Source organism: Microbacterium awajiense, from assembly GCF_039536545.1.
GTDB classification, from domain to species: Bacteria; Actinomycetota; Actinomycetes; order Actinomycetales; family Microbacteriaceae; genus Microbacterium; species Microbacterium awajiense.
The window spans coordinates 1,832,835-1,856,206 of record NZ_BAAAYU010000005.1; the positions used below are offsets into that span (position 1 = coordinate 1,832,835).

The 23,372-nt window shown below is 69.5% G+C and carries 26 protein-coding genes; 14 read left to right on the forward strand and 12 right to left on the reverse strand.

The genetic code is table 11. The features are described from left to right. Positions 1–32: 32 nt before the first annotated feature. Entirely contained in the window at positions 33–692 is a 660-nt protein-coding gene (locus ABD663_RS15220; protein WP_344740024.1) for a fasciclin domain-containing protein, read from the reverse strand. Positions 693–806: 114 nt separating this feature from the next. Here ABD663_RS15220 and sigK point away from each other — a divergent pair, with 114 nt between their 5' ends. Then, positions 807–1,397 carry an ECF RNA polymerase sigma factor SigK gene (sigK, locus tag ABD663_RS15225; RefSeq protein ID WP_344740026.1) on the forward strand — a complete coding sequence of 197 codons (591 nt, stop codon included), beginning with the start codon at positions 807–809 and terminating at the stop codon, positions 1,395–1,397. Further along, entirely contained in the window at positions 1,394–2,176 is a 783-nt protein-coding gene (locus ABD663_RS15230; protein WP_344740028.1) for an anti-sigma factor, read from the forward strand. The genes sigK and ABD663_RS15230 overlap by 4 nt, the downstream gene beginning before the upstream one ends. A gap of 5 nt (positions 2,177–2,181) precedes the next feature. On the opposite strand, the gene ABD663_RS15235 is transcribed toward ABD663_RS15230, so the two are convergent. Continuing rightward, a complete protein-coding gene (locus ABD663_RS15235; protein WP_344740030.1) occupies positions 2,182–3,576 on the reverse strand; it encodes a serine/threonine-protein kinase in 1,395 nt (464 codons plus the stop codon). Between the two features lie 139 nt (positions 3,577–3,715). Here ABD663_RS15235 and ABD663_RS15240 point away from each other — a divergent pair, with 139 nt between their 5' ends. The 4 genes from ABD663_RS15240 (at position 3,716) to ABD663_RS15255 (ending at position 6,288) form a co-directional block, all read left to right on the forward strand. Further along, on the forward strand, positions 3,716–4,111 hold the full coding sequence (locus tag ABD663_RS15240) for a helix-turn-helix transcriptional regulator (RefSeq protein ID WP_344740272.1): 396 nt from the start codon (positions 3,716–3,718) through the stop codon (positions 4,109–4,111). A gap of 10 nt (positions 4,112–4,121) precedes the next feature. Next, positions 4,122–4,529, forward strand: a complete 408-nt coding sequence (locus ABD663_RS15245; RefSeq protein WP_344740032.1) for a VOC family protein — start codon at positions 4,122–4,124, stop codon at positions 4,527–4,529. A 63-nt stretch (positions 4,530–4,592) separates the two neighbouring features. After that, entirely contained in the window at positions 4,593–5,231 is a 639-nt protein-coding gene (locus tag ABD663_RS15250) for a DNA-directed RNA polymerase subunit beta (protein ID WP_344740034.1), read from the forward strand. Positions 5,232–5,400: 169 nt separating this feature from the next. Further along, the gene (locus tag ABD663_RS15255) at positions 5,401–6,288 is read left to right on the forward strand and encodes an aminotransferase class IV (protein ID WP_344740036.1); all 888 of its coding nucleotides are present in this window, start codon (positions 5,401–5,403) and stop codon (positions 6,286–6,288) included. A gap of 15 nt (positions 6,289–6,303) precedes the next feature. Here the strand turns inward: ABD663_RS15255 and pstB are convergent, their stop codons facing one another. The 7 genes from pstB to ABD663_RS15290 all read right to left on the reverse strand — a co-directional run bounded on the left by pstB (position 6,304) and on the right by ABD663_RS15290 (position 14,393). Further along, positions 6,304–7,083: a phosphate ABC transporter ATP-binding protein PstB gene (gene pstB, locus ABD663_RS15260; protein ID WP_344740038.1), complete on the reverse strand. Its 780-nt coding sequence runs from the start codon at positions 7,081–7,083 to the stop codon at positions 6,304–6,306. Positions 7,084–7,108: 25 nt separating this feature from the next. Then, a complete protein-coding gene (gene pstA / locus ABD663_RS15265; protein WP_344740040.1) occupies positions 7,109–8,197 on the reverse strand; it encodes a phosphate ABC transporter permease PstA in 1,089 nt (362 codons plus the stop codon). A 1-nt stretch (position 8,198) separates the two neighbouring features. Then, complete coding sequence (gene pstC / locus ABD663_RS15270) at positions 8,199–9,185, reverse strand: phosphate ABC transporter permease subunit PstC (RefSeq protein ID WP_344740042.1); 987 nt, start codon at positions 9,183–9,185, stop codon at positions 8,199–8,201. Between the two features lie 126 nt (positions 9,186–9,311). Further along, entirely contained in the window at positions 9,312–10,412 is a 1,101-nt protein-coding gene (locus tag ABD663_RS15275; RefSeq protein ID WP_344740044.1) for a phosphate ABC transporter substrate-binding protein PstS, read from the reverse strand. Positions 10,413–10,546: 134 nt separating this feature from the next. Continuing rightward, positions 10,547–11,485, reverse strand: a complete 939-nt coding sequence (locus tag ABD663_RS15280) for an NUDIX hydrolase (RefSeq protein ID WP_344740046.1) — start codon at positions 11,483–11,485, stop codon at positions 10,547–10,549. After that, positions 11,482–13,647 (reverse strand): RNA degradosome polyphosphate kinase, encoded by a 2,166-nt coding sequence (locus ABD663_RS15285; protein WP_344740048.1) that lies wholly within the window; start codon positions 13,645–13,647, stop codon positions 11,482–11,484. The genes ABD663_RS15280 and ABD663_RS15285 overlap by 4 nt, the downstream gene beginning before the upstream one ends. Before the next feature lie 47 nt (positions 13,648–13,694). After that, complete coding sequence (locus tag ABD663_RS15290; protein WP_344740050.1) at positions 13,695–14,393, reverse strand: response regulator transcription factor; 699 nt, start codon at positions 14,391–14,393, stop codon at positions 13,695–13,697. Between the two features lie 107 nt (positions 14,394–14,500). Here ABD663_RS15290 and ABD663_RS15295 point away from each other — a divergent pair, with 107 nt between their 5' ends. The 4 genes from ABD663_RS15295 (at position 14,501) to ABD663_RS15310 (ending at position 17,720) form a co-directional block, all read left to right on the forward strand. Further along, on the forward strand, positions 14,501–14,791 hold the full coding sequence (locus ABD663_RS15295; protein ID WP_344740052.1) for a hypothetical protein: 291 nt from the start codon (positions 14,501–14,503) through the stop codon (positions 14,789–14,791). Between the two features lie 135 nt (positions 14,792–14,926). Then, positions 14,927–15,529 carry a nitrobindin family protein gene (locus ABD663_RS15300; protein ID WP_344740054.1) on the forward strand — a complete coding sequence of 201 codons (603 nt, stop codon included), beginning with the start codon at positions 14,927–14,929 and terminating at the stop codon, positions 15,527–15,529. Beyond that, a complete protein-coding gene (gene ygfZ, locus ABD663_RS15305; RefSeq protein WP_344740056.1) occupies positions 15,526–16,614 on the forward strand; it encodes a CAF17-like 4Fe-4S cluster assembly/insertion protein YgfZ in 1,089 nt (362 codons plus the stop codon). The genes ABD663_RS15300 and ygfZ overlap by 4 nt, the downstream gene beginning before the upstream one ends. A gap of 2 nt (positions 16,615–16,616) precedes the next feature. After that, positions 16,617–17,720, forward strand: a complete 1,104-nt coding sequence (locus ABD663_RS15310; protein ID WP_344740058.1) for an FUSC family protein — start codon at positions 16,617–16,619, stop codon at positions 17,718–17,720. Here ABD663_RS15310 and ABD663_RS15315 read toward each other — a convergent pair whose 3' ends face one another. Next, entirely contained in the window at positions 17,721–18,545 is an 825-nt protein-coding gene (locus tag ABD663_RS15315) for a class I SAM-dependent methyltransferase (RefSeq protein WP_344740060.1), read from the reverse strand. A 39-nt stretch (positions 18,546–18,584) separates the two neighbouring features. Between ABD663_RS15315 and ABD663_RS15320 the strand changes: the two genes are divergently transcribed. Then, on the forward strand, positions 18,585–19,334 hold the full coding sequence (locus ABD663_RS15320; protein WP_344740063.1) for a phosphoglyceromutase: 750 nt from the start codon (positions 18,585–18,587) through the stop codon (positions 19,332–19,334). A 66-nt stretch (positions 19,335–19,400) separates the two neighbouring features. Here the strand turns inward: ABD663_RS15320 and phoU are convergent, their stop codons facing one another. Next, the gene (gene phoU, locus ABD663_RS15325; protein ID WP_344740065.1) at positions 19,401–20,078 is read right to left on the reverse strand and encodes a phosphate signaling complex protein PhoU; all 678 of its coding nucleotides are present in this window, start codon (positions 20,076–20,078) and stop codon (positions 19,401–19,403) included. 164 nt (positions 20,079–20,242) lie between these two features. Between phoU and ABD663_RS15330 the strand changes: the two genes are divergently transcribed. Next, positions 20,243–21,472 (forward strand): sensor histidine kinase, encoded by a 1,230-nt coding sequence (locus tag ABD663_RS15330; RefSeq protein WP_344740067.1) that lies wholly within the window; start codon positions 20,243–20,245, stop codon positions 21,470–21,472. After that, entirely contained in the window at positions 21,469–22,152 is a 684-nt protein-coding gene (locus ABD663_RS15335; RefSeq protein ID WP_344740069.1) for a response regulator, read from the forward strand. Before ABD663_RS15330 ends, ABD663_RS15335 begins: the two co-directional genes overlap by 4 nt. Positions 22,153–22,175: 23 nt before the next feature. On the opposite strand, the gene ABD663_RS15340 is transcribed toward ABD663_RS15335, so the two are convergent. After that, on the reverse strand, positions 22,176–22,676 hold the full coding sequence (locus ABD663_RS15340; protein WP_344740071.1) for a DNA modification methylase: 501 nt from the start codon (positions 22,674–22,676) through the stop codon (positions 22,176–22,178). A 138-nt stretch (positions 22,677–22,814) separates the two neighbouring features. Between ABD663_RS15340 and ABD663_RS15345 the strand changes: the two genes are divergently transcribed. After that, a complete protein-coding gene (locus ABD663_RS15345; protein ID WP_344740073.1) occupies positions 22,815–23,297 on the forward strand; it encodes a CarD family transcriptional regulator in 483 nt (160 codons plus the stop codon). Positions 23,298–23,372 lie beyond the last annotated feature (75 nt).

Below are 23,372 nucleotides of genomic sequence, written 5' to 3' on the forward strand. Positions count from 1 at the left end.
GGCCGAGACCCCCGTTCGGCCGGACCCGTCTGTCACTCCGCCGGAGGCAGCAGCACACCGTCGATGAGGTAGACCGTGGCGTTGGCGGTCTGGACGCCGCCGCAGACAATGCCGGCCTCGTTGACCATCCACATCTCGCCCGAACCCGTGACCTCGAGGTCGGCGCCCTGCACGGTGGTGTGGGTGCCCGCGATGTCGTCGGGCGAGATCTGACCCGGGATCACGTGGTACGTGAGGATCGCGGTCAGCGTCTCGCTGTCTGTCTTGAGTGAGTCGATGACGGCGGGATCGACCGCGGCGAACGCGTCGTCCGTCGGCGCGAACACGGTGAACTCGCCGCCGTTGAGCGTGTCGACGAGGTCGACGTCGGGATTGAGTTCGCCGCTCACGGCCGAGACGAGCGTGGTGAGCAGCGGGTTGTTGGATGCGGCGACTGCGACCGGGTCGGCGGACATGCCCTCGATCGAGCCGGCGCCGTCGGGGACCGCCGCGGCGTACTCCTCGCAGCCGGGGCCGACCAGGCCGGCCATCGGGTCCATCTCCATGGGCTCCTCGGTCTCGGCGGGGGCCATCGTCTCTTCGGGCTCGGCCTCGGCGGAGCCGGTGGCGCCCATCGAACAGGCCGAGAGCGTGAAGACCGCCGCCAGAGCCAGAGCGCCGACAGAGAGCCGCTTGCGTGTGATGCGTGACATGAGTCCTCCTCGTGTGGGTCCGCCGTGTGCGGAGTCATGGGGGATTCGGAGGTGCGGCGCGATCGGATTGGATCGCGCAGCGGATCGCGCGCGCGAGTAGGGAATGATGGGGGAATGGTCATCGACGGTGTGGACGTGCCCGATGACGGCGCGCCTTCCGTCGACCGCGTGGGTGAATTGCTGCGCCGCGTCGCCGACGGCGACCAGACGGCTTTCGCGCGCGTCTACGACATGCTGTCGGCACGCGTCTTCGGTCTGATCCTGCGGGTGCTCGTCGATCGGTCGCAGAGTGAAGAGGTGCTGCAGGAGGTCTTCCTCGAAGTGTGGCAATCCGCTTCGCGGTTCGCTCCGAACAGAGGGCAAGGCAGATCCTGGATCCTCACGATCGCGCATCGCCGGGCGGTCGACCGTGTGCGCGCCTCGCAAGCGAGCACCGATCGTGACGTGAGGGCCGGGGTCCGCGAGCTCGGCGCCGGCCCCGACGGCGTCGCCGAGCAGGTGGAGTTGCGCATCGAGGGTGAGCGGGTGGCGACGGCACTGGCGACCCTGCCCGACCCGCAGCGCGAAGCCCTCACGCTGGCCTACTACGGCGGTTACAGTCAGAGCGAGATCGCGGCGCTGGTGGGAGCGCCGCTGGGGACGATCAAGACGAGGATGCGGGATGGACTTTCCCGACTTCGCACGCAGATGGGGGTGACGGCATGAACGAAGAGCAGTTCGCAGAGCTCTCGGCAGGGTACGCGCTGCACGCGCTGTCGCCCGAGGACCTCGCCGCCTTCGAGGCGGCTCGCGCCGAGCATCCCGAGTGGGAGCACCACGTCACGAGGGATGCCGCCACGGCCGCGTCGCTGGCCGACGGCATCGCCGAGGTGCCCTCGCCGCTGACACTGCGGTCGACCCTGCTCGCGAAGATCGCCGCGGATGCCGCCGCCGACGCCGCTCCCGAGGAGCAGCCGCCTTCCCGGCCCGAGTACGTCGAGCCGGCCCCGACGACCAACACGATCCAGACGGTGGAGCGGCGGAACTGGACGCGCGGGCTGCTCGCGCTGGCGGCATCCCTCGTCCTGCTCGTCGCGCTCGGCTACGGCGCGGTGGCGATCAACGACTACGTGAACCGGCCCGCCGCGGTCGTCGCGCTCTCCGAGATCGAAGCCGCCCCCGATGCGCAGGAGTCGACCGGCGAACTCGCCGATGGCGGCACGGTCACCGCGTACTGGTCCGAGTCGCTCGGCAAAGCCGTGATCACCACCAGCGCGCTGCCCGCTGTGGACGAGGGCGAGACCTACGAGATCTGGTTCGTGCGAGCAGATGCTCCGGTGTCCGCCGGGCTCTTCGAAGCCGCGACCGGCGACTCCACGACCGCGCTGCTGGACGGGCCCGTCGAGCCCGGTGATGTGATCGCGGTCACCGTCGAGCCGGCGGGCGGCTCGCCGACGGGGGCCCCTACGAGCGATCCGATCGTTGTGATCCCCACGGCGGCGTGAGCGGCTCAGCCGTTCCCGTTCCCGCTCCCGCTCCCGTTCCCGTTCCCGTTCCCGTTCCCGTTGCCCTTGCCGTTCCCGTTCCCGCCGCTGTTGTTGTTGCCGGGGCCCGAGTTGTCGCTTCCGCCGCCGTTGCCGTTTCCCGGTTCCGAGTCGGCGGAGCCGCTGCCGCTGTTGCCGGCGCCGACGACCGCCGCGGGTTGAGGGCCGGGGTCCGAGTCGGCTGTCGTCGTCGAATTCGGCGACGGGGTGGGCTCCGCCGGGACGGTCGTCTGCTCGACGACCCGTTCGGTCGGTAGCGACGAGGGCGCATCGCCCGCCCCGATTCCGAGCGCGATGAGGATCGCGGCGCCCGAGGCCGCGACGGCCGCACCCGCGCCGGCCCACAGCGCGCGGCGGCGCCGCGGTGCGCGGCGGCGATGCCGCGGCGCGCCCGCGCTCGTACCAGGTGCGGGCAGCGGCGGCATCGGCGGCAGCACGGCCGTGGACTCGGTGGCGTTGTGCGCGGCAGCCGGCGCGATGGCCGTGATCGCCGTCGGAGCCGCCTCGGGCGCGGACGCGGAGGCCAGGCCCGCCGCCGCGACCGCCACCTCGAGTGCCGTGGGACGGGCCTCGGGTGCGATCGCGGTCATGCGGCGGAGCACGTCCTGCCAACGCGGATCGAGGGTGTCCGGGATCTCGGGCGGTCGCGACATACGGGCGATGACGGTGCCGATGCCCTCCGCCTCGGCGAACGGTCGTGTTCCCGACAGGGCCTCGATCAGCACGATGCCCAGCGCGTAGACATCCGCGGCCGGTGCGGGGGTCGCGCCCTGGGCCTGCTCGGGGGCGACGTAGGCCGCCGTGCCCAGGCCGATCCCCGGGCTGGTCGCGCGGGTGGAGTCGAGCAGATGCGCGATGCCGAAATCGGCCACCTTGGGTCGCCAACGTTCGTGGGGCAGCGGCGAGGGCGTCAGCAGGATATTGGCGGGCTTGATGTCGCGGTGCACGACCCCCGCAGTGTGGGCGACGTGGAGGGCTTCGGCGACGTCACGTGCGATGGCGGCGGCTTCGGCCGAGCCGAGCGGTCCGCGGTCCATCAGCACGCGCAGCGTGATGCCGTCGACGAACTCCATCACGAGATAGCTCGGCTCGTCGGCGGCGACGTACGCGTCGTGGAGTGTCACGAGGCCGTGGTGGTTCAGCGCGGCCAGCAGCGTCGTCTCGGAGCGTGCACGCTCGACCGTGCCGAGTCCGTCGACGGTGGCGCGCAGCACCTTGATCGCGACGGTGCGCTGCAGCGCCGCATCCTGCGCGCGGAACACCTCGGCCATTCCGCCCGCGCCGATGCGCTCGTCGAGGCGGTAGCGCCCCGCGAGCACCTGGCCGGTCGAGATCTCGCCGGACATGCACAGGTCGGTCACGTGGCCGACGATACCTCCGGCATCGACGTCGACCGCAGGGCTTGACATCTGCGACCTGATGCGCCGCTACCGTGTTCACGTGTCCCCATCGCCGCAGTCGCCCCAGACGCTCGCCCACCTGCGACGAGCGCGCGATCTGATGGACCGCGACTACGCCGAACCCCTCGACGTGCCCACGATGGCCGCTCGGGCCCTCATGTCGCCCGCGCACTTCTCGCGCGAGTTCAAGGTCGCGTACGGCGAGACCCCCTACGCGTACCTCGTGACCCGGCGCGTCGAGCGGGCCATGGCACTCCTGCGCGCCGGATCGACGGTGACGGATGCCTGCACTGCCGTCGGAGCGACGTCGCTCGGCTCGTTCAGTTCGGCCTTTCGCCGGCTCGTCGGCGAGAGCCCGAGCGCGTACCGCCTCCGCCCGCACTCGGCTGCGGAGGCGATGCCGCCGTGCATCGCGAAGGTGCTCACCCGGCCGACCCGCTACGCGCCTCCGGTTCCGAGCAGGATCGGAGAAGACGCGGTGTCCGCACGAGCGTAGCGTGTCGCACATGACGAAGATCGCCCTGCGCTACTGCCCCATCACGGTTGACGACGTCGACGCGGCCGTCGCCTTCTATCGCGACGGACTCGGACTGGAATCGCGCGGCGACGTCGCCAACGAGGGCTTCCGGTGGGTGACGCTCGGCTTCCCCGGTCAGCCGGACCTCGAGATCGTGCTGTCGGCACCGGGCGCCGGACGATCGCCCGAAGACAGCGAGACGCTGCACCGTCTGCTCGCCAAGGGTGTGCTCCCCGGTCCGTTCGTGTTCCGCAGCGACGATCTGGATGCCACCTTCGAGCGGCTGCGCGCATCGGGTGCGGAAGTGCTCCAGGAGCCCATCGATCAGCCCTGGGGAGCGCGCGACTGCGCGTTCCGCGACCCCGCCGGCAACATGGTGCGCATCGACCAGGCGTGAGGGCACGGCATGTGCGCACCGTGGACGGCCGCACGCCCCGATGGGCCGGGTAGCCTGGACCGGGTGAGCGACAGCCCCCGAGAGTTCCACAAGCCGGTGCGTCGGCCTGCCGAACTGTTCGACCGCCGGTTCGCGACCGAGGACCCCGCCGAAGTGTCGCGTGTCGCGCACTCGACGGCGCAGGCCCTGCTGTCGCGTGTGCGCGCCGATCCCGACGGCGCCGTCGTCGACCGCCTGGTCGCGTTCACCGACAGCCACGGCATCGACGACATCGCCGAGCTGTGGTCGCGGTCGCCGGCACGTTCGCTGCCCGGCGCGATGTGGCGCCTGTACCTCGTGCAGCTCATGATCCACGACGACCCTCGCACCGCGGCTCTGCTCTACGACCGCGGTCGCGTCGAGCTGGCCTCGTCGGACGATGTGGTGGCGGGCGCACCGAACCCTGCGGGTCCGGACGAGCTCGTGCAGCTCGTGGACACGATCCTGCGCGGTCTGTTCGAGGGCGACTTCGCCGTGGCGCTGGACCGAGCGGCGGCATTCTGCCGAGTGCAGGCGTCCGGCGCCACGCATCTTGCCGACGACTACGAACCGACCGAGCCGGAGCGCTCGTCCGCGCTCACCACGCGCGCGTTGCGGCTGTCGGACTACGCGGCCGATCTCGCGGCCTGCGCGGGCCTGTGGCGGCGAGAAGCGCTCACGTAACTCGCTGCGCGGCCGTGACCCGTGCCGTGTGAAGTGCCGGGCCGCAGAACGCCTCTCGGCGCGAGGCCGCTCGCAGCGGCAGAAGATGGAGCCCGGGGTTACTGCGGCCCGGCCGTTCCAGTGTAACGGCGGCGCGACGGTGCGCATTCCCACCGCCTAGGCTCAGACCATGACCTGGCGCTTCGCCCTCGTGATCGACCCCGTCGCCGCCGACGATGAGCGCGGCGGATATCGCGATACCTTCACACCGATCGACCCGTCCGAGCCGGCGCTGAGCGTCGGCGAGTTGAGCACGCAGCGCGGTGACGGGATCTTCGAATCCATCGGCGTGGTCGACCGTCACCCGCAGGAGGTCGGCGCGCACCTCGAGCGCCTCGCGCACTCGGCCGCGTTGTGCGATCTGCCCGTCCCGAACCTCCGCCAGTGGCGTGAGGCTGTCGACGAAGTCGCCCTGCGCTGCCCGCCCGCGGGGGAGGGGGTCGTCAAACTCATCCTCAGCCGAGGTGTCGAGCACGGGCCCGCGCCGACGGCATGGGCGACGGCGGCCGAAGCGCCCGACAACAGCAGGGCGCGACGCGACGGGGTGAGCCTGGCGACCCTCGATCGCGGCTATGCGATGGACGTGCCCTCGCGCGCGCCGTGGCTGCTGCTCGGCGCCAAGACGCTCTCGTACGCCGTCAACATGGCGGCGATCCGCGAGGCTCGGCGCAGGGGTGCCGATGACGCGCTGTTCGTATCGGCCGACGGCTTCGTGCTCGAGGCGCCGACGGCGTCGCTGGTGCTGCGCGTGGGCGGACGCTTCCTCACGCCGGCGCCGACCGGCGGCATCCTGCACGGCACGACCCAGCTCAGCCTCTTCGAGCGCCTCGAAGCTCTCGGGCACGAGACCGGCTACGAGACGATGCCCGTGTCGCGCCTCGCTGAGGCGGACGCCGGATGGCTGCTCTCCAGCATTCGACTGGCCGCGCCCATACGGGCGGTCGACGCGGTGACCTATGACATCGACGCGGAGCTGACGGCCTCGATCAACGAGTACCTCCTCAGCCCGCGCGACTGAACGGATCGACCCGGCTCAGCCGAATCGGCCCGAGACGTAGTCCTCGGTCGCCTGCACCGACGGCGTCGTGAAGATCGCGGTGGTGTCGTCGTACTCGATGAGCTTTCCGGGCTTGCCGGTGCCCGCGATGTTGAAGAACGCGGTCTTGTCGCTCACGCGCGAGGCCTGCTGCATGTTGTGCGTCACGATGACGACGGTGTAGTCGTTCTTCAGTTCGCCGATCAGTTCCTCGATCGCGTAGGTCGAGATCGGGTCGAGTGCCGAGCAGGGCTCGTCCATGAGGATGACGTCGGGCGAGACGGCGATCGCGCGGGCGATGCACAGACGCTGCTGCTGGCCGCCCGACAGGCCCGAGCCGGGCTTGTCGAGGCGGTCTTTGACCTCGTTCCACAGATTCGCACCCTTGAGCGAGTTCTCCACGAGCGCGTCGGCGTCGGACTTCGAGATGCGCTTGTTGTTGAGCTTGACCCCCGCCAGCACGTTGTCGCGAATCGACATCGTCGGGAACGGGTTGGGGCGCTGGAACACCATGCCGACCTGACGCCGCACCAGCACGGGGTCGACGCCGGCCCCGTAGAGGTCGTCGCCGTCGAGCAGCACTTCGCCCTCGACGCGGGCCCCGGGAATCACCTCGTGCATGCGGTTCAAGGTGCGAAGGAAGGTCGACTTGCCGCAGCCGGACGGACCGATGAACGCCGTCACCGACCGAGGTGCGATGTCGAGCGAGACCCCCTCCACGGCGAGGAAGTCGCCGTAGTAGACGTTGAGGTTGTTGACTTCGATGCTCTTGGACACGTTGTTCTTTCTTCTGGCTGTCGGGTCAGCGACCGGTCTTGGGGGCGAAGTACTTCGCGACGGCGCGCGCGCCGAGGTTCAGCACCATGACGATGAGGATGAGCACGAGGGCGCCGGCCCACGCGCGTGCGAGCGACTCTTCGGGGCTCGTGCCCTGGCTCGCGTACTGGTTGTAGACGAAGACCGGCAGGGTCATCATGTTGCCGTTGAACAGGTTCCAGTTCAGGCTGGCGGTGAAGCCCGCCGTCAGCAGCAGGGGTGCGGTCTCGCCGATGACACGGGCGACGGCCAGCATGACGCCGGTGGTGATCCCCGCGATGGCGGTGGGCAGCACGACCTTGACGATCGTGAGCCACTTCGGCACACCGAGTGCGTACGAAGCCTCGCGCAGCTCGTTCGGAACCAGGCGCAGCATCTCCTCCGACGAGCGGACGACGACCGGGATCATCAGCACGCTCAACGCCACGGCGCCCATGATTCCCATCGAGATGCCCGGCCCGAAGAAGACGACGAACAGCGCGTAGGCGAACAGACCCGCGACGATCGAGGGGATGCCGGTCATGACGTCGACGAAGAACGTGATCGAGCGCGCGAGAGCCTTGCCGGCGCCGTACTCGACGAGGTAGATCGAGGTCATGAGGCCGATCGGCACCGAGATGATCGTCGCGGCGAGCGTGATCATGAGCGTGCCGACGATGGCGTGATAGGCGCCGCCGCCCTCGCCGACGACGTTGCGCATCGTGTACGTGAAGAACTCGATGTCGAAGCGGGCGATGCCGTTGACCAGCACGGTCCACAGCAGCGAGATGAGTGGCAGCAGCGCCAGGACGAACGCCGCGGACACGATCGCGGTGACGAATCGGTCGGTGCCTTTGCGAGGGCCCTCGACGATGCGTGAGACGACGTAGATGATCGCGGCGTACGCGAGGGCGCCGAGGAACACGGTGGCGGCGATGTTGAAGTTCTCGAGCGGCTGCCCGAGGTTGAGCACGCCGAAGATGATCGCGACGACGACGAACGCGCCGATCAGGATCACCCACGGGGCCCACTTGGGCAGACGGCCTGCCGTCAGCGAGGCCGACGGCGGGGCGGCGGTGAGCGTTGAGGAGGACATGTCAGTTGGCTCCAGAGAACTCGGCGCGTCGCGAGACGATCCAGCGGGCGAGGGCATTCACCCCGAAGGTGAGGACGAACAGCACCAGACCGGTGGCGATCAGCACGCTGACGCCGTCGCCGTACGCCTCGGGGAAGCGCAGCGCGATGTTCGCGGGGATCGTGGTCGGGTTGGTCGCGGTGAGCAGCTCGAAGGTGACCGCTCCCGAGACCGACAGCACCATCGTCACGGCCATGGTCTCGCCGAGCGCGCGGCCCAGACCGAGCATCGCCGCCGACACCATGCCGCCTCGGGCGAAGGGGAACACGGCCATCTTGATCATCTCCCAGCGCGTCGCGCCGAGGGCGAGGGCTGCCTCCTCGTGCAGCACCGGCGTCTGCAGGAAGACCTCGCGAGAGATGGCGGTCATGATGGGCAGGATCATCACCGCGAGCACGATGGCGGCGGTGAGGATCGTGCGGCCGGTGGCCGACACCTGCCCGCCGAACAGCGGGATCCAGCCGAGGTTCTCATTGAGCCAGACGTAGAACGGCTGCACCATTCCCGCGAGCACGATGCCGCCCCACAGTCCGAAGACCACCGAGGGTACGGCCGCCAGCAGGTCGATGATGTAGCCGAGCACCGCGGCGGCGCGCCGCGGTGCATAGTGCGAGATGAAGATGGCGATGCCGACCGCCAGTGGCGTGGCCATGATGAGTGCGAGGATCGACGACCAGATCGTGCCGAAGATCAACGGCCACACGTACTCGACGAAGGACGTGCCGCCCAGAATCGGATTCTCGGCGGGATCGCCCGTGAACGCGGGGAGGCTCTCTGCGAAGAGGAACACCGAAACGGCGACGAGGATCACGAGGATGGTGATGCCGGCACCGAGCGCGGTGCCCGAGAACCCGACATCGCCTGCTCGGCGGTGCCCCTTCAGCTTCTTCGGCTTGTCTTCCCCGACCGGGAGGGTGCCCCGATCGGGTTCGGTGCTCGTGGTCGCCATCCGTATGCCCTTCGTGTGAGACCGTTCGGCTCAGCGAAGATTCCGGCGTGGCCGGCCTCTTCGCTGAACCCGCCCTGCCCGATGCGATGGAAGCGCCGGGCAGGGCGAGTCAGTCAGTGTTCAGTTTCAGCCGATGAGCGCGATCGCCTCGTCCACCTGGGTGCGCAGGCTGTCCGAGATCGGTGCGGATCCGGCGTTCGCCGCCGAGGCATCCTGACCCTCGGGGCTGGCCATGTAGGTGAAGTAGGCCGACACGAGCTCGGCGGTGTTCGCGTCTTCGTACTCCTTGCACGCGATGAGGTAGCTCACCAGCGCGATCGGGTACACGCCCGCCTCGGTGGTCGTGTAGTCGACCTCGAGCGACAGGTCACCCGACGCGGGGTCGTACAGGAACGGCGACGAGTCGATGATCATCGCTGCGGCCTCGGCCGAGTAGGGGACGAACTCCTCGCCGACCTTGACCGACACGGTGCCCAGACCCTCGACCTGGGAGGCGTCGGCGTAGACGATCGTGCCGTTGCCGTTGCGGGTCGCGTCGACGACACCCGAGGTGCCCTGGGCCGACTCGCCGCTCTGGAGCGGCCACACGCCGTCGGGCTCGAACGACCACACGTCGGGAGCGGCCTCGGCGAGGTACAGCGTGAACGTGTCGGTGGTGCCCGAGTCATCGGCGCGGTGCACCGGCGAGATGGCGAGGTCGGGAAGCTCGACGTCGGGGTTGTCCGCCGCGATCGCCTCGTCGTTCCAGTTGGTGATCTCCTCGGCGAAGATGCCCGCGATCGTGTCGGCGGACATGTTCAGCGAGTCGATGCCCTCGAGATTGAAGGCGACCGCGATCGGCGAGATGTACAGCGGCAGCTGGACGATGCCGGCGGCGCCGTCCTCGGCGCACGCGCCGAAGGAGCCCGCGAGCTCCTCCTCGTTGAACGCGCGGTCCGAGCCGATGAAGTTGCTGGCGCCGGCGATGAAGTTCTCGCGGCCGGTGCCCGAGCCGGTGGGCTCGTAGTTGATCGTGACGTCGGGGTTGGCGCTCTGGAAGCCGGCGACCCAGGCCTCCTGGCCTGCGGCCTGCGACGACGCGCCGGTCGCGTCGAGCGTGCCGGACAGCGACGAGTCGACGGGCTCGTCGGTCGTGCCGCCGCCCTCGTTCGGAGCGGAGCAGGCGGCGAGCGTGAGGGCTGCGACGGCGGCGAGCGCGCCGGCCTGGGCGATACGGGAGATCTTCACTGTGTGAGTCCTTCGGGTTGTCATGGACAAGGAACCCGGTGCGGGGTTCGCACTGAACGTAGACAGCGACTCTTAAGAGACTGCGCTCGAATAGTGAACGGGAGGTGAACGGAAGGCGCGGGTTGGGATCGCTCTCAGAGCTTGGTCGCGTGCGTCTCGATCGCGACGATCCCCGAGCCCGGGTTGTCGGCCGACAGATGCGCCACAGAGAACTCCGCGGTCTCGAGCGCCGACGCGCTGCCGAGGTAGGAGCCGCGCAGCGTGCCCGTGGCCAGCGCGAGTTCCGTCAGGATCTCGGGCAGCACCGGACCGTGGCTGCACAGCACAGCGGCCTTGCCGGAGCGAACGCGCTGACCGATCACCGTGCGCGCATCGGACGCGCCCTCTTCCCAGGCGTCCTGTGAGATGAGCGTCGAACGCGTGACTTTGCGATCGAGCGCCTTGGCGAGGGGCGCGACCGTCTTGACGCACCGCGCCGCCGGGCTGGAGACGATGCGCCGCGTGCCGAACGCGACGAGCGGACCGACGAGCGCCTTCGCCTGCCTCTTGCCGCGCGCGGTGAGGGGGCGCTCGGTGTCGGCGCTGTTCCACTGCTCGCGGTCGACCGCCTTCGCGTGCCGGAGCGCGATGATCGGGAACGTGCGCAGCACGCCCTCGTCGACCAGTCGCAGGAAGTGCTCGAGGATCTCGACGTCGACGGGGTAGCTGAGGCGCTTGACCGCCTTGGCGACGGGCACCCACTCGATCGCGGCGATCTCGCCGTTGGGCACGAAGGCCGACGCCCGGATCGCCTCCTCGGTGGCCTCGGTGGCCCAGTAGTGAACGATCTTCGTGCGCTTGCTGGGCAGTGTGTAGCGCGAGACGCCGACCGGCACGCCGAGGGCCACCCGGATGCCGGTCTCTTCGTAGATCTCGCGCACGGCCGTTTCGGCGAGGGTCTCGCCGGGATCGACCTTGCCCTTGGGCAGCGTGACATCGCGGTAGCGGGTGCGGTGGATGAGCAGCACGTGCAGCTTGCCCTCGACGAGACGCCAGAGCACGCCGCCGGCCGCGTAGACGGCCGTTTCGCTCATCGCACCGCCCGGGCGCGGCGCCGCCGCTGGACGGTCGACATCCGCTTGTCCTGAAGGTCGATGAGCGGCCGGCCCTCGGCGTCGACCATGTGGCGCTCCCACAGCCCGTCGGGGCCGAGGTGCCACGAACTGGTGCCGTCGCTCATCGCCTGGTCGAACAGGCTCTCCATCTCCTTGAGATGGTTCGGTGCGGTCACGCGCACCAGCGCCTCGACACGGCGGTCGAGGTTGCGGTGCATCATGTCGGCGCTGCCGATGTAGACCTGCGGATCGCCGTCGTTGTGGAACGAGAAGATGCGCGAATGTTCGAGGTAGCGGCCCAGGATGCTGCGGACGGTGATGTTCTCGCTCATCCCCTCGACACCGGGCTTGAGGGAGCAGATGCCTCGCACCCACACCTCGACCTGCACACCCGATTGGCTGGCGCGGTAGAGCGCATCGATGATCTGCTCGTCGACGATGGAGTTGACCTTGATGCGGATGCGCGCAGGCTTGCCGTTCTCGGCGTTGCGGCGCTCCTTGTCGATCAGCCGCAGCAGCCCCTTGCGCAGGTGCAGCGGGGCGACGAGGAGGCGCTTGAACTTCTTCTCGATCGCGTAGCCGCTGAGCTCGTTGAACAGACGGGTGAGGTCGCGGCCGACCTGATCGTCGACGGTGAACAGGCCGAAGTCCTCGTAGATGCGGCTCGTCTTGGGGTTGTAGTTGCCGGTGCCGATGTGGCTGTAGCTGCGCAGCACGCCGTTCTCCTCGCGGATCACGTTGACCAGCTTGCAGTGGGTCTTGAGGCCGACCAGGCCGTACACCACGTGCACGCCCGCCTTCTCGAGCTTGCGCGCCCACACGATGTTGTTCGCCTCGTCGAACCGCGCCTTCACCTCGACGAGCGCGAGCACCTGCTTGCCGGCCTCGGCGGCATCGATCAGCGCCTGCACGATCGGGCTGTCGCCGGATGTGCGGTACAGCGTCTGCTTGATGGCGAGCACGTGCGGGTCCTTCGCAGCCTGCTCGAGGAACGCCTGCACGCTCGTCGCGAAGGACTCGTAGGGATGGTGCACCAGGACGTCGGCCTTGCGGATCGACGCGAAGATGTCGGGTCGCTCGTTGTTGTCGCCCGGCTGGAAGGCGGTGGCCGTCGTCGGCAGGTGCGGTTTGTAGTGCAGATCGGGGCGGTCGATGCGCGCGAGGTCGAAGAGTCCGCGCAGATCGAGGGTGCCGGGCAGTCGGTAGACCTCCTGCTCGGTGATGTCGAGTTCCTTCACGAGCAGCGACATGGTGACCTCGTCCATGTCCTCGGTGATCTCGAGGCGGATGGGCGGACCGAACCGCCGGCGCAGCAGCTCGGCCTCGAGCGCCTGGATGAGGTTCTCGGTCTCGTCCTCTTCGATGACGACGTCTTCGTTTCGGGTGAGGCGGAAGGCGTGGTGGTCGAGCACCTCCATGCCCGGGAAAAGGTCGTCGAGGTGGTTGGAGATGAGGTCTTCGAGGGGGAGGTACCGAACGGACTCGCCGTCGGAGGGGACTTCGACGAAGCGGGGGAGCATCGGTGGGACCTTGAGTCGCGCGAACTCCTGTCGGCCCGTGCGGGCGTTGCGGATGCGGATCGCGAGGTTGAGCGACAGGCCCGAGATGTAGGGGAACGGGTGTGCGGGATCGACCGCGAGCGGCATGAGCACCGGGAACACCTGCGTCTGGAAGTACTCGTAGAGCGCGTCGCGGTCCGCTTCGCTGAGCACGTCGTAATCGACCACGTGGATGCCCGCCTCGGCCAGCTGGGGCTGCACCATGGCGGTCCACGTCTCGGCGTGACGCAGCTGCAGTCTGTGGGCTTCCGCCGAGATGTCGGCGAGCACCTCGGCGGGGGAGCGGCCGACGTTGGTCGGCACGGCCAGACCCGTGACGATGCGGCGCTTGAGACCGGCGACGCGCACCATGAAGAACTCGTCGAGGTTGCTCGCGAAGATCGCCAGGAAGTTCGCACGCTCCAGTGCCGGCAGGTGCGGGTCCTCCGCGAGCTCGAGCACGCGCTGGTTGAAGGCGAGCCAGCTCAGCTCGCGGTCCAGGTACCGGTGCTCGGGCAACTCCGAGTCGACCGTCTCCTGCATGTCGAAGTCGTCGTCGTCGGCGTCGCCGAGGCCAGCATCGAGCACGTCCTGTTCGATCATCCCCACATCATTGCAGGATGAGGTGACGCGCGCGTGAACTCGACGTCTCAGGCGTCGGTGCGCTCCTTGGGCGCCGGCAGCTGATCGTCGTCGTACACGTTGAAGCGGTACCCGACGTTGCGCACGGTGCCGATCAGCTGCTCGAGGTCGCCGAGCTTCGCCCGCAGCCGCCGCACATGCACGTCGACGGTGCGCGTGCCGCCGAAGTAGTCGTATCCCCACACTTCGCTGAGCAGCTGCTCGCGCGTGAACACGCGCGAGGGGTGGGTGGCGAAGAAGTGCAGGAGCTGGAACTCCTTGTACGTCAGGTCGAGCGGCTTGCCGTGCACCTTGGCCGAGTACGACGACTCGTCGATCGTGATGCCCGAGGTCTGGATGCGGGTGGAGACCTGCTCCTTGGCCATCCGGCCGATCGCGAGCCGCACGCGTGCGTCCACCTCGGCCGGCCCCGCGCTGACCAGGATGACGTCGTCGATCCCCCAATCGGTCGAGACGGCCGTCAGACCGCCCTCGGTGACGATGAGGATCAGCGGCGCGTCGAGTCCGGTGGTGTTCAGGATCTTGCACAACGACTTCGCGCCCACCAGGTCGACGCGGGCATCCACGAAGATGACCTCGGCGCTGGGCGCGTTCACCAACTGGGCCGGCTCGGCGGGGATCTGCCGTACGCGGTGGCTCAGCAGCTCCAGAGCAGGCAGGGCGGGACCGCCTCCTTGCGCGGAGCTCAATACGAGAAGCTGTGCCAAAACAGGGCCCTCCCGGCGCGGGTGCGGCGCGCCGTGCCCATAAGTGTAGGGCGTGCCGCAATGCGGGTCGTCGTGCGCGGTGACCGCGGTTGGGGGATGATGGAGGCATGGCGACCCCCGAACTGGCACCCCGACGCACCGCGGGCGGTGTCGTGGCCGTGTGGGTGGTCGCCGCGCTGGCGGGCGTCGCCGTCGGCCTGTTCGTGCAGCCCGATGCCCGTCCGGCGTGGCTCTCGGTGGCACTGGGCGGATGCCTCGTGCTCGCCCTGGCGATCCAGCTCGCGTACGGCAGATCGCAGGGTTTCATCGGTCGCATGGCCGCCAGCGTCCTCGGTGCGCTGTTCGTGATGGGCGTCATCAGCCTCGGATACGGGCTCGCCGCGGTGGTTCCCGGCTAGAGTGGTCTCCATGGAACTCGTCGCACTCGAACTGTTCTTCGTGGGCCTGCTCGGACTCGCGTTCCTGGCGATCCTGTTCGTCTCCGGCGTCGTGGTCTGGAACCTGTACCGCGGCCAGCGCTGACAGGCGGCGTCGTGTTCGATCTGCCGACCGACCTCCCCGCCGATCTCGCGCCCCTCTCGTGGCTCGTCGGCGTGTGGGAGGGCACCGGGGTCATCGACTACGAGACACCCGACCGCGTCTTCGCCGGTGAGTTCACCCACCGCGTGAGCTTCAGTCACGACGGCGGCGGGTATCTCAATTACTCGGCGGATGCCTGGCTCAACGGCACCGAGGGGCCGGGTGCCCGGCTCGTCTCGGAAGTCGGCTACTGGCGGCTCTCGCGGCCCGCCGGCGATGCCGACGCCGGTCCGGGACTGCTGCCCGCGGCCGTCGACGGATCTGCGCGCACCGCCGACGACGTCGAGGAGATGCGCAACGCCGAGGGCGGATTCGACATCGAGGTGTCGATCGTCCATGCCGACGGCGTGAGCGAGCTGTACCTCGGTCAGATCCGGGGTCCTCGGATCGACATCGCCACCGACGCCGTCGTGCGCACCGCCGGCGCGAAGCCCTACACCGCTGCGACGCGCATGTATGGACTCGTCGACGGTCACCTGCTGTGGGCGTGGGACATCGCGGCGCTCGGGAGCGAGCTCGGCTCGCACGCCTCGGCCCGACTGGCGAGGGCCGAGTGAGCGCGCGGTCGCTCGTCGGCATCGACGGCGCGGTGATCGAGGACGGGGTGCTGCGCCATGCCGGCAACCCGCTCGTCGAGCAGCGCGCGCTCGCCGCGGGCACGGCGATCGCCGTGCTCGGTGACCGCGGTGTCGTGACCGTCACCGGCGACGACCGCCTGTCGTGGCTCGACTCGCTCACCTCGCAGGCGCTGGCCGCGCTGCCGCCCGACGTCGGCACCGAGCTTCTGGTCCTGGACCCCCAGGGTCGCATCGAACATGCGGCCTCCGTCGTCGACGACGGGACGACGACGTGGCTGATCGTCGACCGCGACGATGTCGAGCCGCTCGCAGGCTGGCTCACGAAGATGCGCTTCCGGCTGCGGGTCGACGTCGCCGTGCGCGACGATCTCGTGGTCGTGGGCGGCACGCCCGATGCGCTCGCCGTCGTCGGCGCCGCGGCGCCGCTGTGGGTCGATCCGTGGCCGTCCGTCACCGCAGGAGGCCACGCATACGGCCCCATCGAGGGGCACCCCGGCTCGGACCGTGCGTGGGCTGAAGCCGTCGTCGAGCTCGTCGAACTCGATCGCCTTGTCGCCGCGCAGGCATCGGGTCTCGCCCTCGCGGGGGTGGATGCCGCCGACGCCCTGCGTGTGGCCGCATGGCGGCCGCGGTGGTCGACCGAGGTCGATGACCGCGCGATCCCACACGAGGCCGACTGGCTGCGCACCGCCGTGCACCTGAGCAAGGGCTGCTATCGCGGCCAGGAGACCGTCGCGAAGGTGCACAACCTCGGTCATCCGCCACGACGGCTGATCGCGCTGCATCTCGACGGCAGCGAGAGCGTGCTGCCCGTCCGCGGTGCCGAGGTGCGCGCCGGCGAGACCGTGGTCGGGTCGGTGACGTCGACTGCCCTTCACTACGAGGACGGGCCGATCGCGCTCGCACTGGTGCGGCGCGGCGCGCCTGTCGAGGGTGAGGTGACCGTCGCGACCGAGGCCGGACCGGTCGCCGCAGCGCAGGAGGTCATCGTCCCGCCCGAAGCAGGTGCCACCGCGGGTGTGCCGCGCATGTCGCGACTCTCGCGCCGCCCGCGGGCGACCTGAGCATGGACGACGCGCCGACCACCACCTCGGTGGTGCGAACCGGGTGGCGCGCACGGATCGACCCGCGGCCGTCGCTGGTGCGCTTGCGCGACTCGACGAACGCGATCGTGCAGATCGTCGTCGCGGCCACGGGCGCCTATGCGTTCGCGGTGTACGTGCTCGGCCACCCCGCACCGCTGCTGGCCGCCACCGTCACGGTCTCGAGCCTCGGACTCGTGCGCGACGCCCGCCCGCGGCGCGTGCTCGAGACCGTGCTCGGAATGCTGCTGGGCATCGTGGTGGCGGAACTGCTGCTGCTCGTCGCCGGAAGTGGCTGGTGGCAGTTGGGGCTCGGTCTCGCGATCACTCTGGTTGTCGCGCGCTTCCTCTCTGCGCAGGCCGGCTTCGCGATCGCCGCCGCGATCCAGTCGCTCATCGTGATGGTGATCCCCGCCGGCGCCCCGTTCCTGCGGCTGGTCGATGGGGTCGTCGGCGGCGTGGCCGCACTGCTGGTCACCGCGCTGATCCCGCGCGATCCGCTGCGGGCGGCGCGCCGCGACGGACGCGCCGTGTTCGCAGCGACCCAGTCGGCGGCGGCCGCGATCGTGCAGGCGCTGCGACGCGGCGACCGCGTGCGCGCGGCGCGGGCCCTCGAGAAGGCGCGAGCCATCCAGCCCCTGCTCGAGGCCTGGCGCGAATCGCTCGACACCGGGCTCGCCGTCGCGCGCATCTCCCCGTTCCTCCAGCGTCGACGCACCGAGATCGAGCGCCATGAGCGGATGCGTCAGGCGATGGACTTCGCCACGCGCAACCTTCGGGTCGTGGCCCGCCGCGCCCAGTACCTCACGGACGACGGCGCCGCCCGACCGGTGCCGGCCGATGTGCTGGCCGAGTTGATGCGCGGCGCCGAGCTCGTCGGCGACAGCATGGACGACATCTCGCTCGAACCGGCCGCGCGCGCGCAGCTCGCGGCCGTGGCCGCCCACCTCGACCCGCGCACGATGCAGCCGGGTGCGAGCCTCGGCGAGCAGAACCTCGTCGCCTCCATGAGGCCGCTCGTCGTGGACCTGCTGACGGCCACCGGGATGCCCGCCGCCGACGCACGCGCGGCGGTACCGCGGATCTGATCAGCGTGGCGCGACAGCGCTCCACGGAACGGTGAGCTCGCCCAGACGCCACCGCGATCGCGCCGTCACGGGCACCCCGGCCCCGGCGAGGGCCTCGAGTGCGGCGCGCCAGCGCTGCGCGGGACCGAAAGCCGCCATCCCCGCGGCTCGGGCCCACTCGCGGTCGAGCGAAGAGAATAGATCGTGTACCCGCTCACCCGGCACGTTGCGGTGTATCAGCGCCTTCGGCAGCCGCTCGGCTGCGATCGAGGGCTCGTCGAGCTCGGCGAGACGCAACGACACCGTGAGCGCTCGCGGTGCGGCATCCGGCCCCACCTCGACCCAGGTCGCGACGCGGCCGATCTCGTCGCACGTGCCCTCGACGAGGATGCCGCCGGGTGCGAGGCGGGCAGCCATGCACGACCAAGCCGACGCGACCTCGGTCTCGTCGTATTGACGCAGCACGTTCATCGCGCGGATCACCGCCGGGCGGCGATCGTCGGGTGTCGGCACCTCGAATCCGCCCAGACCGAATGCCGTGCGCGCGTCGGCGCGGAACGGCGTGCGCCCGGCGCGGACGGAGCGCAGCTGGGCGCGCGCTCGCGAGACCCGGTCCGGATCGATCTCGAGGCCGAGGACGTCGACGTCGGCCCGCGCGCGGTGCAGCCGCTCCTCGAGTTCGAGTGTCGTCACCGCGCTCGCGCCGAATCCGAGATCGACCACATACGCATCGGCGGCGCGACGCAGCGCCGGATGCCGCGCGATCCACCGGTCCACGCGGCGCAGGCGGTTCGTGCCGGTCGTCCCACGTGTGGCCTGTCCGATGGGGGAGGGGCCGGGCGGCATGACCTCATGATGCCAGTGCGGGCTCGGTATCATGGCGCCATGAGCGCTCCCTACACCCTGATCCTGCTCCGTCACGGTCAGAGCGAATGGAACAAGTCCAATCAGTTCACCGGATGGGTCGACGTCCGACTGACCGAGCAGGGCAAGGGCGAGGCCGCGCGCGGCGGCGCCCTGATGGCCGAGGCCGGCCTGCTGCCCGACATCCTGCACACGTCGGTGCTGAGCCGCGCGATCCAGACTGCCGACATCGCCCTCGACGCCGCCGACCGCCTCTGGATTCCGGTGCGCCGCTCGTGGCGCCTGAACGAGCGCCACTACGGCGCGCTGCAGGGCAAGGACAAGGCGCAGACGCTCGAGGAGTTCGGCGAGGAGCAGTTCATGCTGTGGCGCCGCTCGTTCGACGTGCCGCCGCCCGACCTCGCCGACGACGACCAGTACAGCCAGGTGGGCGACCCGCGCTACGCCGACATCGACGGCGACGTGCCACGCACCGAGTCGTTGAAGCTGGTCATCGACCGGATGCTCCCCTACTGGGAGAGCGACATCATCCCCGACCTGCGCACCGGCAAGACCGTGCTCGTCACCGCGCACGGAAACTCGCTGCGCGGCCTCGTCAAGCATCTCGAGGGCATCAGCGACGCCGAGATCGCCGAGCTCAACATCCCTACCGGGATCCCGCTGGCCTACAAGCTCGGCGAGGACATGATGCCGCTCGGTCCGGGACAGTACCTCGACCCCGAGGCCGCCGCCGCCGGTGCCGCCGCCGTCGCGGCGCAGGGCAAGGGCTGACGCCCTCCACCGACACGAGAACGGCCCCCGCGATCGCGGGGGCCGTTCTCGTGTCGACGCGGGGGCTCAGGCCTCGGTGACGACGGAGATCGCGTCGGTCTCGGTCGTCCAGTCGCCGGTGGCGAGGTACGAGACCTTCTTGGCCACAGAGACGGCGTGGTCGGCGAAGCGCTCGTGGTAGCGGCTCGCGAGGGTCGCGTCGACGGTGGCGGATGCTTCGCCCTGCCAGCTGTCGCTGAGCACCTTCTCGAACACGCTGACGTGCAGGTCGTCGAGGGCGTCGTCGGTGTTGCGGATCTCATCGGACAGCGCGAGGTCCTGCGTGCGCAGCAGCTCGGTGAGCTTGCGTGCCACCTCCACGTCGAGTTCGCCCATCTTGGTGAACGTGGACTTCAGGCCCTTCGGGATCGCGCGCTCGGGGAAGCGCATGCGGGTGAGCTGGGCGATGTGCTCGGCGATGTCGCCCATGCGCTCCAGCGACGCGCTCATGCGCAGGGCGCTGACGACGATGCGCAGGTCGCGGGCGACCGGCTGCTGACGGGCGAGGATCTCGATCGCCAGCTCGTCGAGCGCGATCGCCTTGTCGTCGATGACGATATCGGCCTCGATGACCTCTTCGGCCAGTGCGACGTCGCTGGTTCCGAACGCGCGCGTGGCCTTGTCGATTGCAACTGTGACCAGTTCTGCGATCTCGACCAGGCGCGCCTGGACGTCCTCGAGCGACTGGTGGAAGACTTCGCGCATTCCGACACCTTTCCGGGTTCAGCGGGAACTCCCCGCACGCCTTCGCGATTGTCGTCAGCCAAGGTTAACGAACGGTGCCCCGAGGGTGAATAGTACCGATCCGGGTTCGGTGCGCCTCCCGATCCGCACGGATACAGCGATCAGCGCCACGTACGCTGGTCGCCATGGACACGACGCAGGCCGCCCTGCTCGGGATGCTGGCCGGCGCCGTCATCGCCGGATCGATCACCGCGGTGATCTTCCTCGCTGTGCGTGCACGCGAGCGCGCGAGCGAGCAGACATCCGTCGTGGTGCCCGCCGGTGTGCGGGAGGTCCTCCACGGCATGGACGACGCGGCGGTGGTGGTCGACACCTCGTCCACGGTGCTGGCTGCGTCCGCCGCCGCCACCCCGTTCCATCTCGTCGAGGGTGAGGTCCTCCCCGCGGATGAACTGCGCGCGATCGTGCGCACGGTGCGGACCACCGGGGCGGGTGTGACCGATACGCTGCGGCTGCGCCGCGGTGCGTCGCCCGCCGAACCGCGTCTCGTGGCGGTGCGCGCGACACGCATCTCACCGCGGCTGACGCTCGTCGTGCTGCGCGACATCACCGAGCGCGAGCGGGTCGAGCAGATGCGCCGCGACTTCGTCGCGAACACGAGCCACGAGCTGAAGACACCCGTCGGGGCGGTGACACTCCTCGCCGAGGCCATCGAGTCGGCCGCAGACGACCCCGAGCAGGTGCGCATCTTCTCCTCGCGTCTGACGGCAGAGGCATCCCGGCTCGCCCTGCTGACATCGCGCATCATGAACCTGTCCCGGCTGCAGGCCGCCGACGAACTGACCGACGAGCGTGACGTCGCCGTCGACGAGATCGTCGCCTCGGCGGTCGACGCCCATGCGATCCAGGCCGACTCGGCGGGCGTGACCATGGTGCGCGGCGGCAAGCGGGGCCTTTACGTGCGCGGCGACGCCCAGGTGCTCGGCGAGGCGATCGGCAACCTGCTCGCGAACGCGATCGCCTACTCTCCGGAGGGCTCGAACGTCGGTGTCGGCGTCAAGCTCAGCGAGGGCGTCGTCGAGATCGCCGTGACCGACCGCGGCATCGGTATTCCCGAGGGTGACCAGGAGCGTATCTTCGAACGTTTCTACCGCGCCGATCAGGCGCGCTCGCGCCGCACCGGCGGCACCGGTCTCGGACTGTCGATCGTCAAGCACGCCGTGCAGCGCCATGGCGGCGAAGTGACGTTGTGGTCGCGCCCGGGCAAGGGGTCGACGTTCACGATCCGACTGCCCGCGATCGCTCCTCCCGACGACGTCCCCAAGAAGCCCAAGCGACGCAAGAAGAAGGCCGCAGCAGCCGCGGCAGCGCCGGCGGCCCCCGCCGCGACGCCCGAGAACGGAGTGACCGCATGACCCGCGTACTCATCGTCGAGGACGAGCCCGACCTCGCCGAGCCGCTCGCCTACCTGCTGCGTCGCGAGGCGTACGAGGTCGAGATCGCCGAAGACGGACCGACGGCACTGACCGCGTTCCGTGAGCGCGGTGCCGACATCGTGCTGCTCGACCTGATGCTGCCCGGCATGCCCGGCACCGAGGTGTGCCGCCAGCTGCGCACCACGTCGGCCGTCCCGATCATCATGCTCACCGCGAAGGACTCCGAGGTGGACATCGTGGTGGGTCTCGAACTCGGCGCCGACGACTACGTCACCAAGCCCTACTCGTCGCGCGAGCTGCTCGCGCGGATGCGCGCGGTGCTGCGCCGTTTCGACCAGCCGGGAGCCGACCTCGAGGAGCATGTGCTCGAGGGCGGTCGTGTCGTGCTCGACATCGATCGGCACACCGTCACGGTCGCGGGCAGAGAGATCAGCATGCCGCTCAAGGAATTCGAGCTGCTCGAGGTGCTCATGCGCAACACGGGGAGGGTGCTGACGCGCGGTCAACTCATCGACCGGGTGTGGGGCAGCGACTACTTCGGCGACACCAAGACGCTCGACGTGCACATCAAGCGGATCCGCTCGCGGATCGAGGAGCACCCGAAGGAGCCGGAGATGCTCGTCACGGTGCGCGGTCTCGGCTACCGTTTCGAGGGCTGAGCCCACGAAACGGTGGGCTCGGCCTACGGCACGTACTCGGTGAGGTAGTCCAGGGTTCCGTCGAGCACCGGCACGTCGGCCAGCACGGTTTCGCCGTCGCCCGACTGGAACGACGTCGGAAGGTCGGAGCCCGGCTTGCTGTCGAGGCCCTCGACGAAGATCGGCTCCTCTCCGTCGATGCCGAGGCTGACCACAGTGCGGGCCGGAACGCGAACCGTGGCGGCGGCGACGCCCTCGCCGAACGAGATGTTCAGCGTCTCGGCGTCATCGGTGGCATTGACGATCGCGGCGAGGAAGTTGCCCTCGGTGCCCTCGTCGTTCGCGACGATCAGGGCGTTGCGCACCTGGAGCGGGCCGCTGCGGTCGGGCACGTTCACGCCGTCGGCGGGGGAGTAGGGGATCGTCGTCGCCTGAGTGGAGACCAGGGCGCAGCCGGACGTGCCCAGCACGAGGGCAGCGCCGACGACGACGGACGCGATGAGGCGGCGGGACTTCACGGATCCTCCCAGGACGGACGATGGCATCCCTTGCATTCTAGGGGGTCACCCCGTCCGCCGTGGGGAGGGGGCGGGTCGAGAGCCGGCGGGCGCGGAGGGGTGGGTGGCGAACCTTAGCGTATGTCGCCTGTGGTATCCTGGAGGTTGCCGAAAGGACATAACTCCATGCTTTTTGAGGTTGGCGAGACGGTTGTCTATCCGCACCACGGAGCGGCGACGATCATCGAGGTCAAAGACCGGATCATCAAGGGCGAGACGAAGAAGTATCTCAAGCTCAACGTCACCCAGGGAGACCTCATCATCGAGGTCCCGGCTGAGAACGTCGATCTTGTCGGCGTCCGCGACGTGATCGGCAAGGACGGTCTCGACAAGGTCTTCGAGGTGCTGCGTGCACCGTTCACCGAGGAACCGACCAACTGGTCGCGCCGTTACAAGGCGAACCTCGAGAAGCTCGCCTCGGGTGACGTGATCAAGGTCAGCGAGGTCGTGCGCGACCTGTGGCGCCGCGATCAGGATCGCGGCCTGTCGGCCGGTGAGAAGCGCATGCTGGCCAAGGCCAAGCAGATCCTCATCTCCGAGCTCGCGCTCGCCGAGAAGACCGATGAAGAGAAGGCCGGCGTGATCCTCGACGAGGTCCTGGCTTCTTGACCCCGGGGTGGGCGATGCCGCGCTGCGGCGTCGACACGCGGACATCTGAGTGAGCACCGTTCGGCCGCGCGGATC

Excerpts from the sequence above, each read along its gene's own strand:
- ABD663_RS15240 (WP_344740272.1), top strand. The coding sequence starts at position 3,716 with ATGGACCGCGACTACGCCGAACCCCTCGACGTGCCCACGATGGCCGCT.
- ABD663_RS15310 (WP_344740058.1), top strand. The coding sequence starts at position 16,617 with ATGGACGACGCGCCGACCACCACCTCGGTGGTGCGAACCGGGTGGCGC.
- ABD663_RS15320 (WP_344740063.1), top strand. The coding sequence starts at position 18,585 with ATGAGCGCTCCCTACACCCTGATCCTGCTCCGTCACGGTCAGAGCGAA.
- ABD663_RS15340 (WP_344740071.1), bottom strand. The coding sequence starts at position 22,676 with ATGCCATCGTCCGTCCTGGGAGGATCCGTGAAGTCCCGCCGCCTCATC.
- pstC (WP_344740042.1), bottom strand. The coding sequence starts at position 9,185 with ATGGCGACCACGAGCACCGAACCCGATCGGGGCACCCTCCCGGTCGGG.
- ABD663_RS15285 (WP_344740048.1), bottom strand. The coding sequence starts at position 13,647 with ATGATCGAACAGGACGTGCTCGATGCTGGCCTCGGCGACGCCGACGAC.
- ABD663_RS15220 (WP_344740024.1), bottom strand. The coding sequence starts at position 692 with ATGTCACGCATCACACGCAAGCGGCTCTCTGTCGGCGCTCTGGCTCTG.
- ABD663_RS15330 (WP_344740067.1), top strand. The coding sequence starts at position 20,243 with ATGGACACGACGCAGGCCGCCCTGCTCGGGATGCTGGCCGGCGCCGTC.
- sigK (WP_344740026.1), top strand. The coding sequence starts at position 807 with ATGGTCATCGACGGTGTGGACGTGCCCGATGACGGCGCGCCTTCCGTC.
- phoU (WP_344740065.1), bottom strand. The coding sequence starts at position 20,078 with ATGCGCGAAGTCTTCCACCAGTCGCTCGAGGACGTCCAGGCGCGCCTG.
- ABD663_RS15345 (WP_344740073.1), top strand. The coding sequence starts at position 22,815 with ATGCTTTTTGAGGTTGGCGAGACGGTTGTCTATCCGCACCACGGAGCG.
- ABD663_RS15295 (WP_344740052.1), top strand. The coding sequence starts at position 14,501 with ATGGCGACCCCCGAACTGGCACCCCGACGCACCGCGGGCGGTGTCGTG.
- pstA (WP_344740040.1), bottom strand. The coding sequence starts at position 8,197 with ATGTCCTCCTCAACGCTCACCGCCGCCCCGCCGTCGGCCTCGCTGACG.
- ABD663_RS15255 (WP_344740036.1), top strand. The coding sequence starts at position 5,401 with ATGACCTGGCGCTTCGCCCTCGTGATCGACCCCGTCGCCGCCGACGAT.
- ABD663_RS15245 (WP_344740032.1), top strand. The coding sequence starts at position 4,122 with ATGACGAAGATCGCCCTGCGCTACTGCCCCATCACGGTTGACGACGTC.
- ABD663_RS15280 (WP_344740046.1), bottom strand. The coding sequence starts at position 11,485 with ATGAGCGAAACGGCCGTCTACGCGGCCGGCGGCGTGCTCTGGCGTCTC.
- ABD663_RS15335 (WP_344740069.1), top strand. The coding sequence starts at position 21,469 with ATGACCCGCGTACTCATCGTCGAGGACGAGCCCGACCTCGCCGAGCCG.
- ABD663_RS15315 (WP_344740060.1), bottom strand. The coding sequence starts at position 18,545 with ATGCCGCCCGGCCCCTCCCCCATCGGACAGGCCACACGTGGGACGACC.
- ABD663_RS15230 (WP_344740028.1), top strand. The coding sequence starts at position 1,394 with ATGAACGAAGAGCAGTTCGCAGAGCTCTCGGCAGGGTACGCGCTGCAC.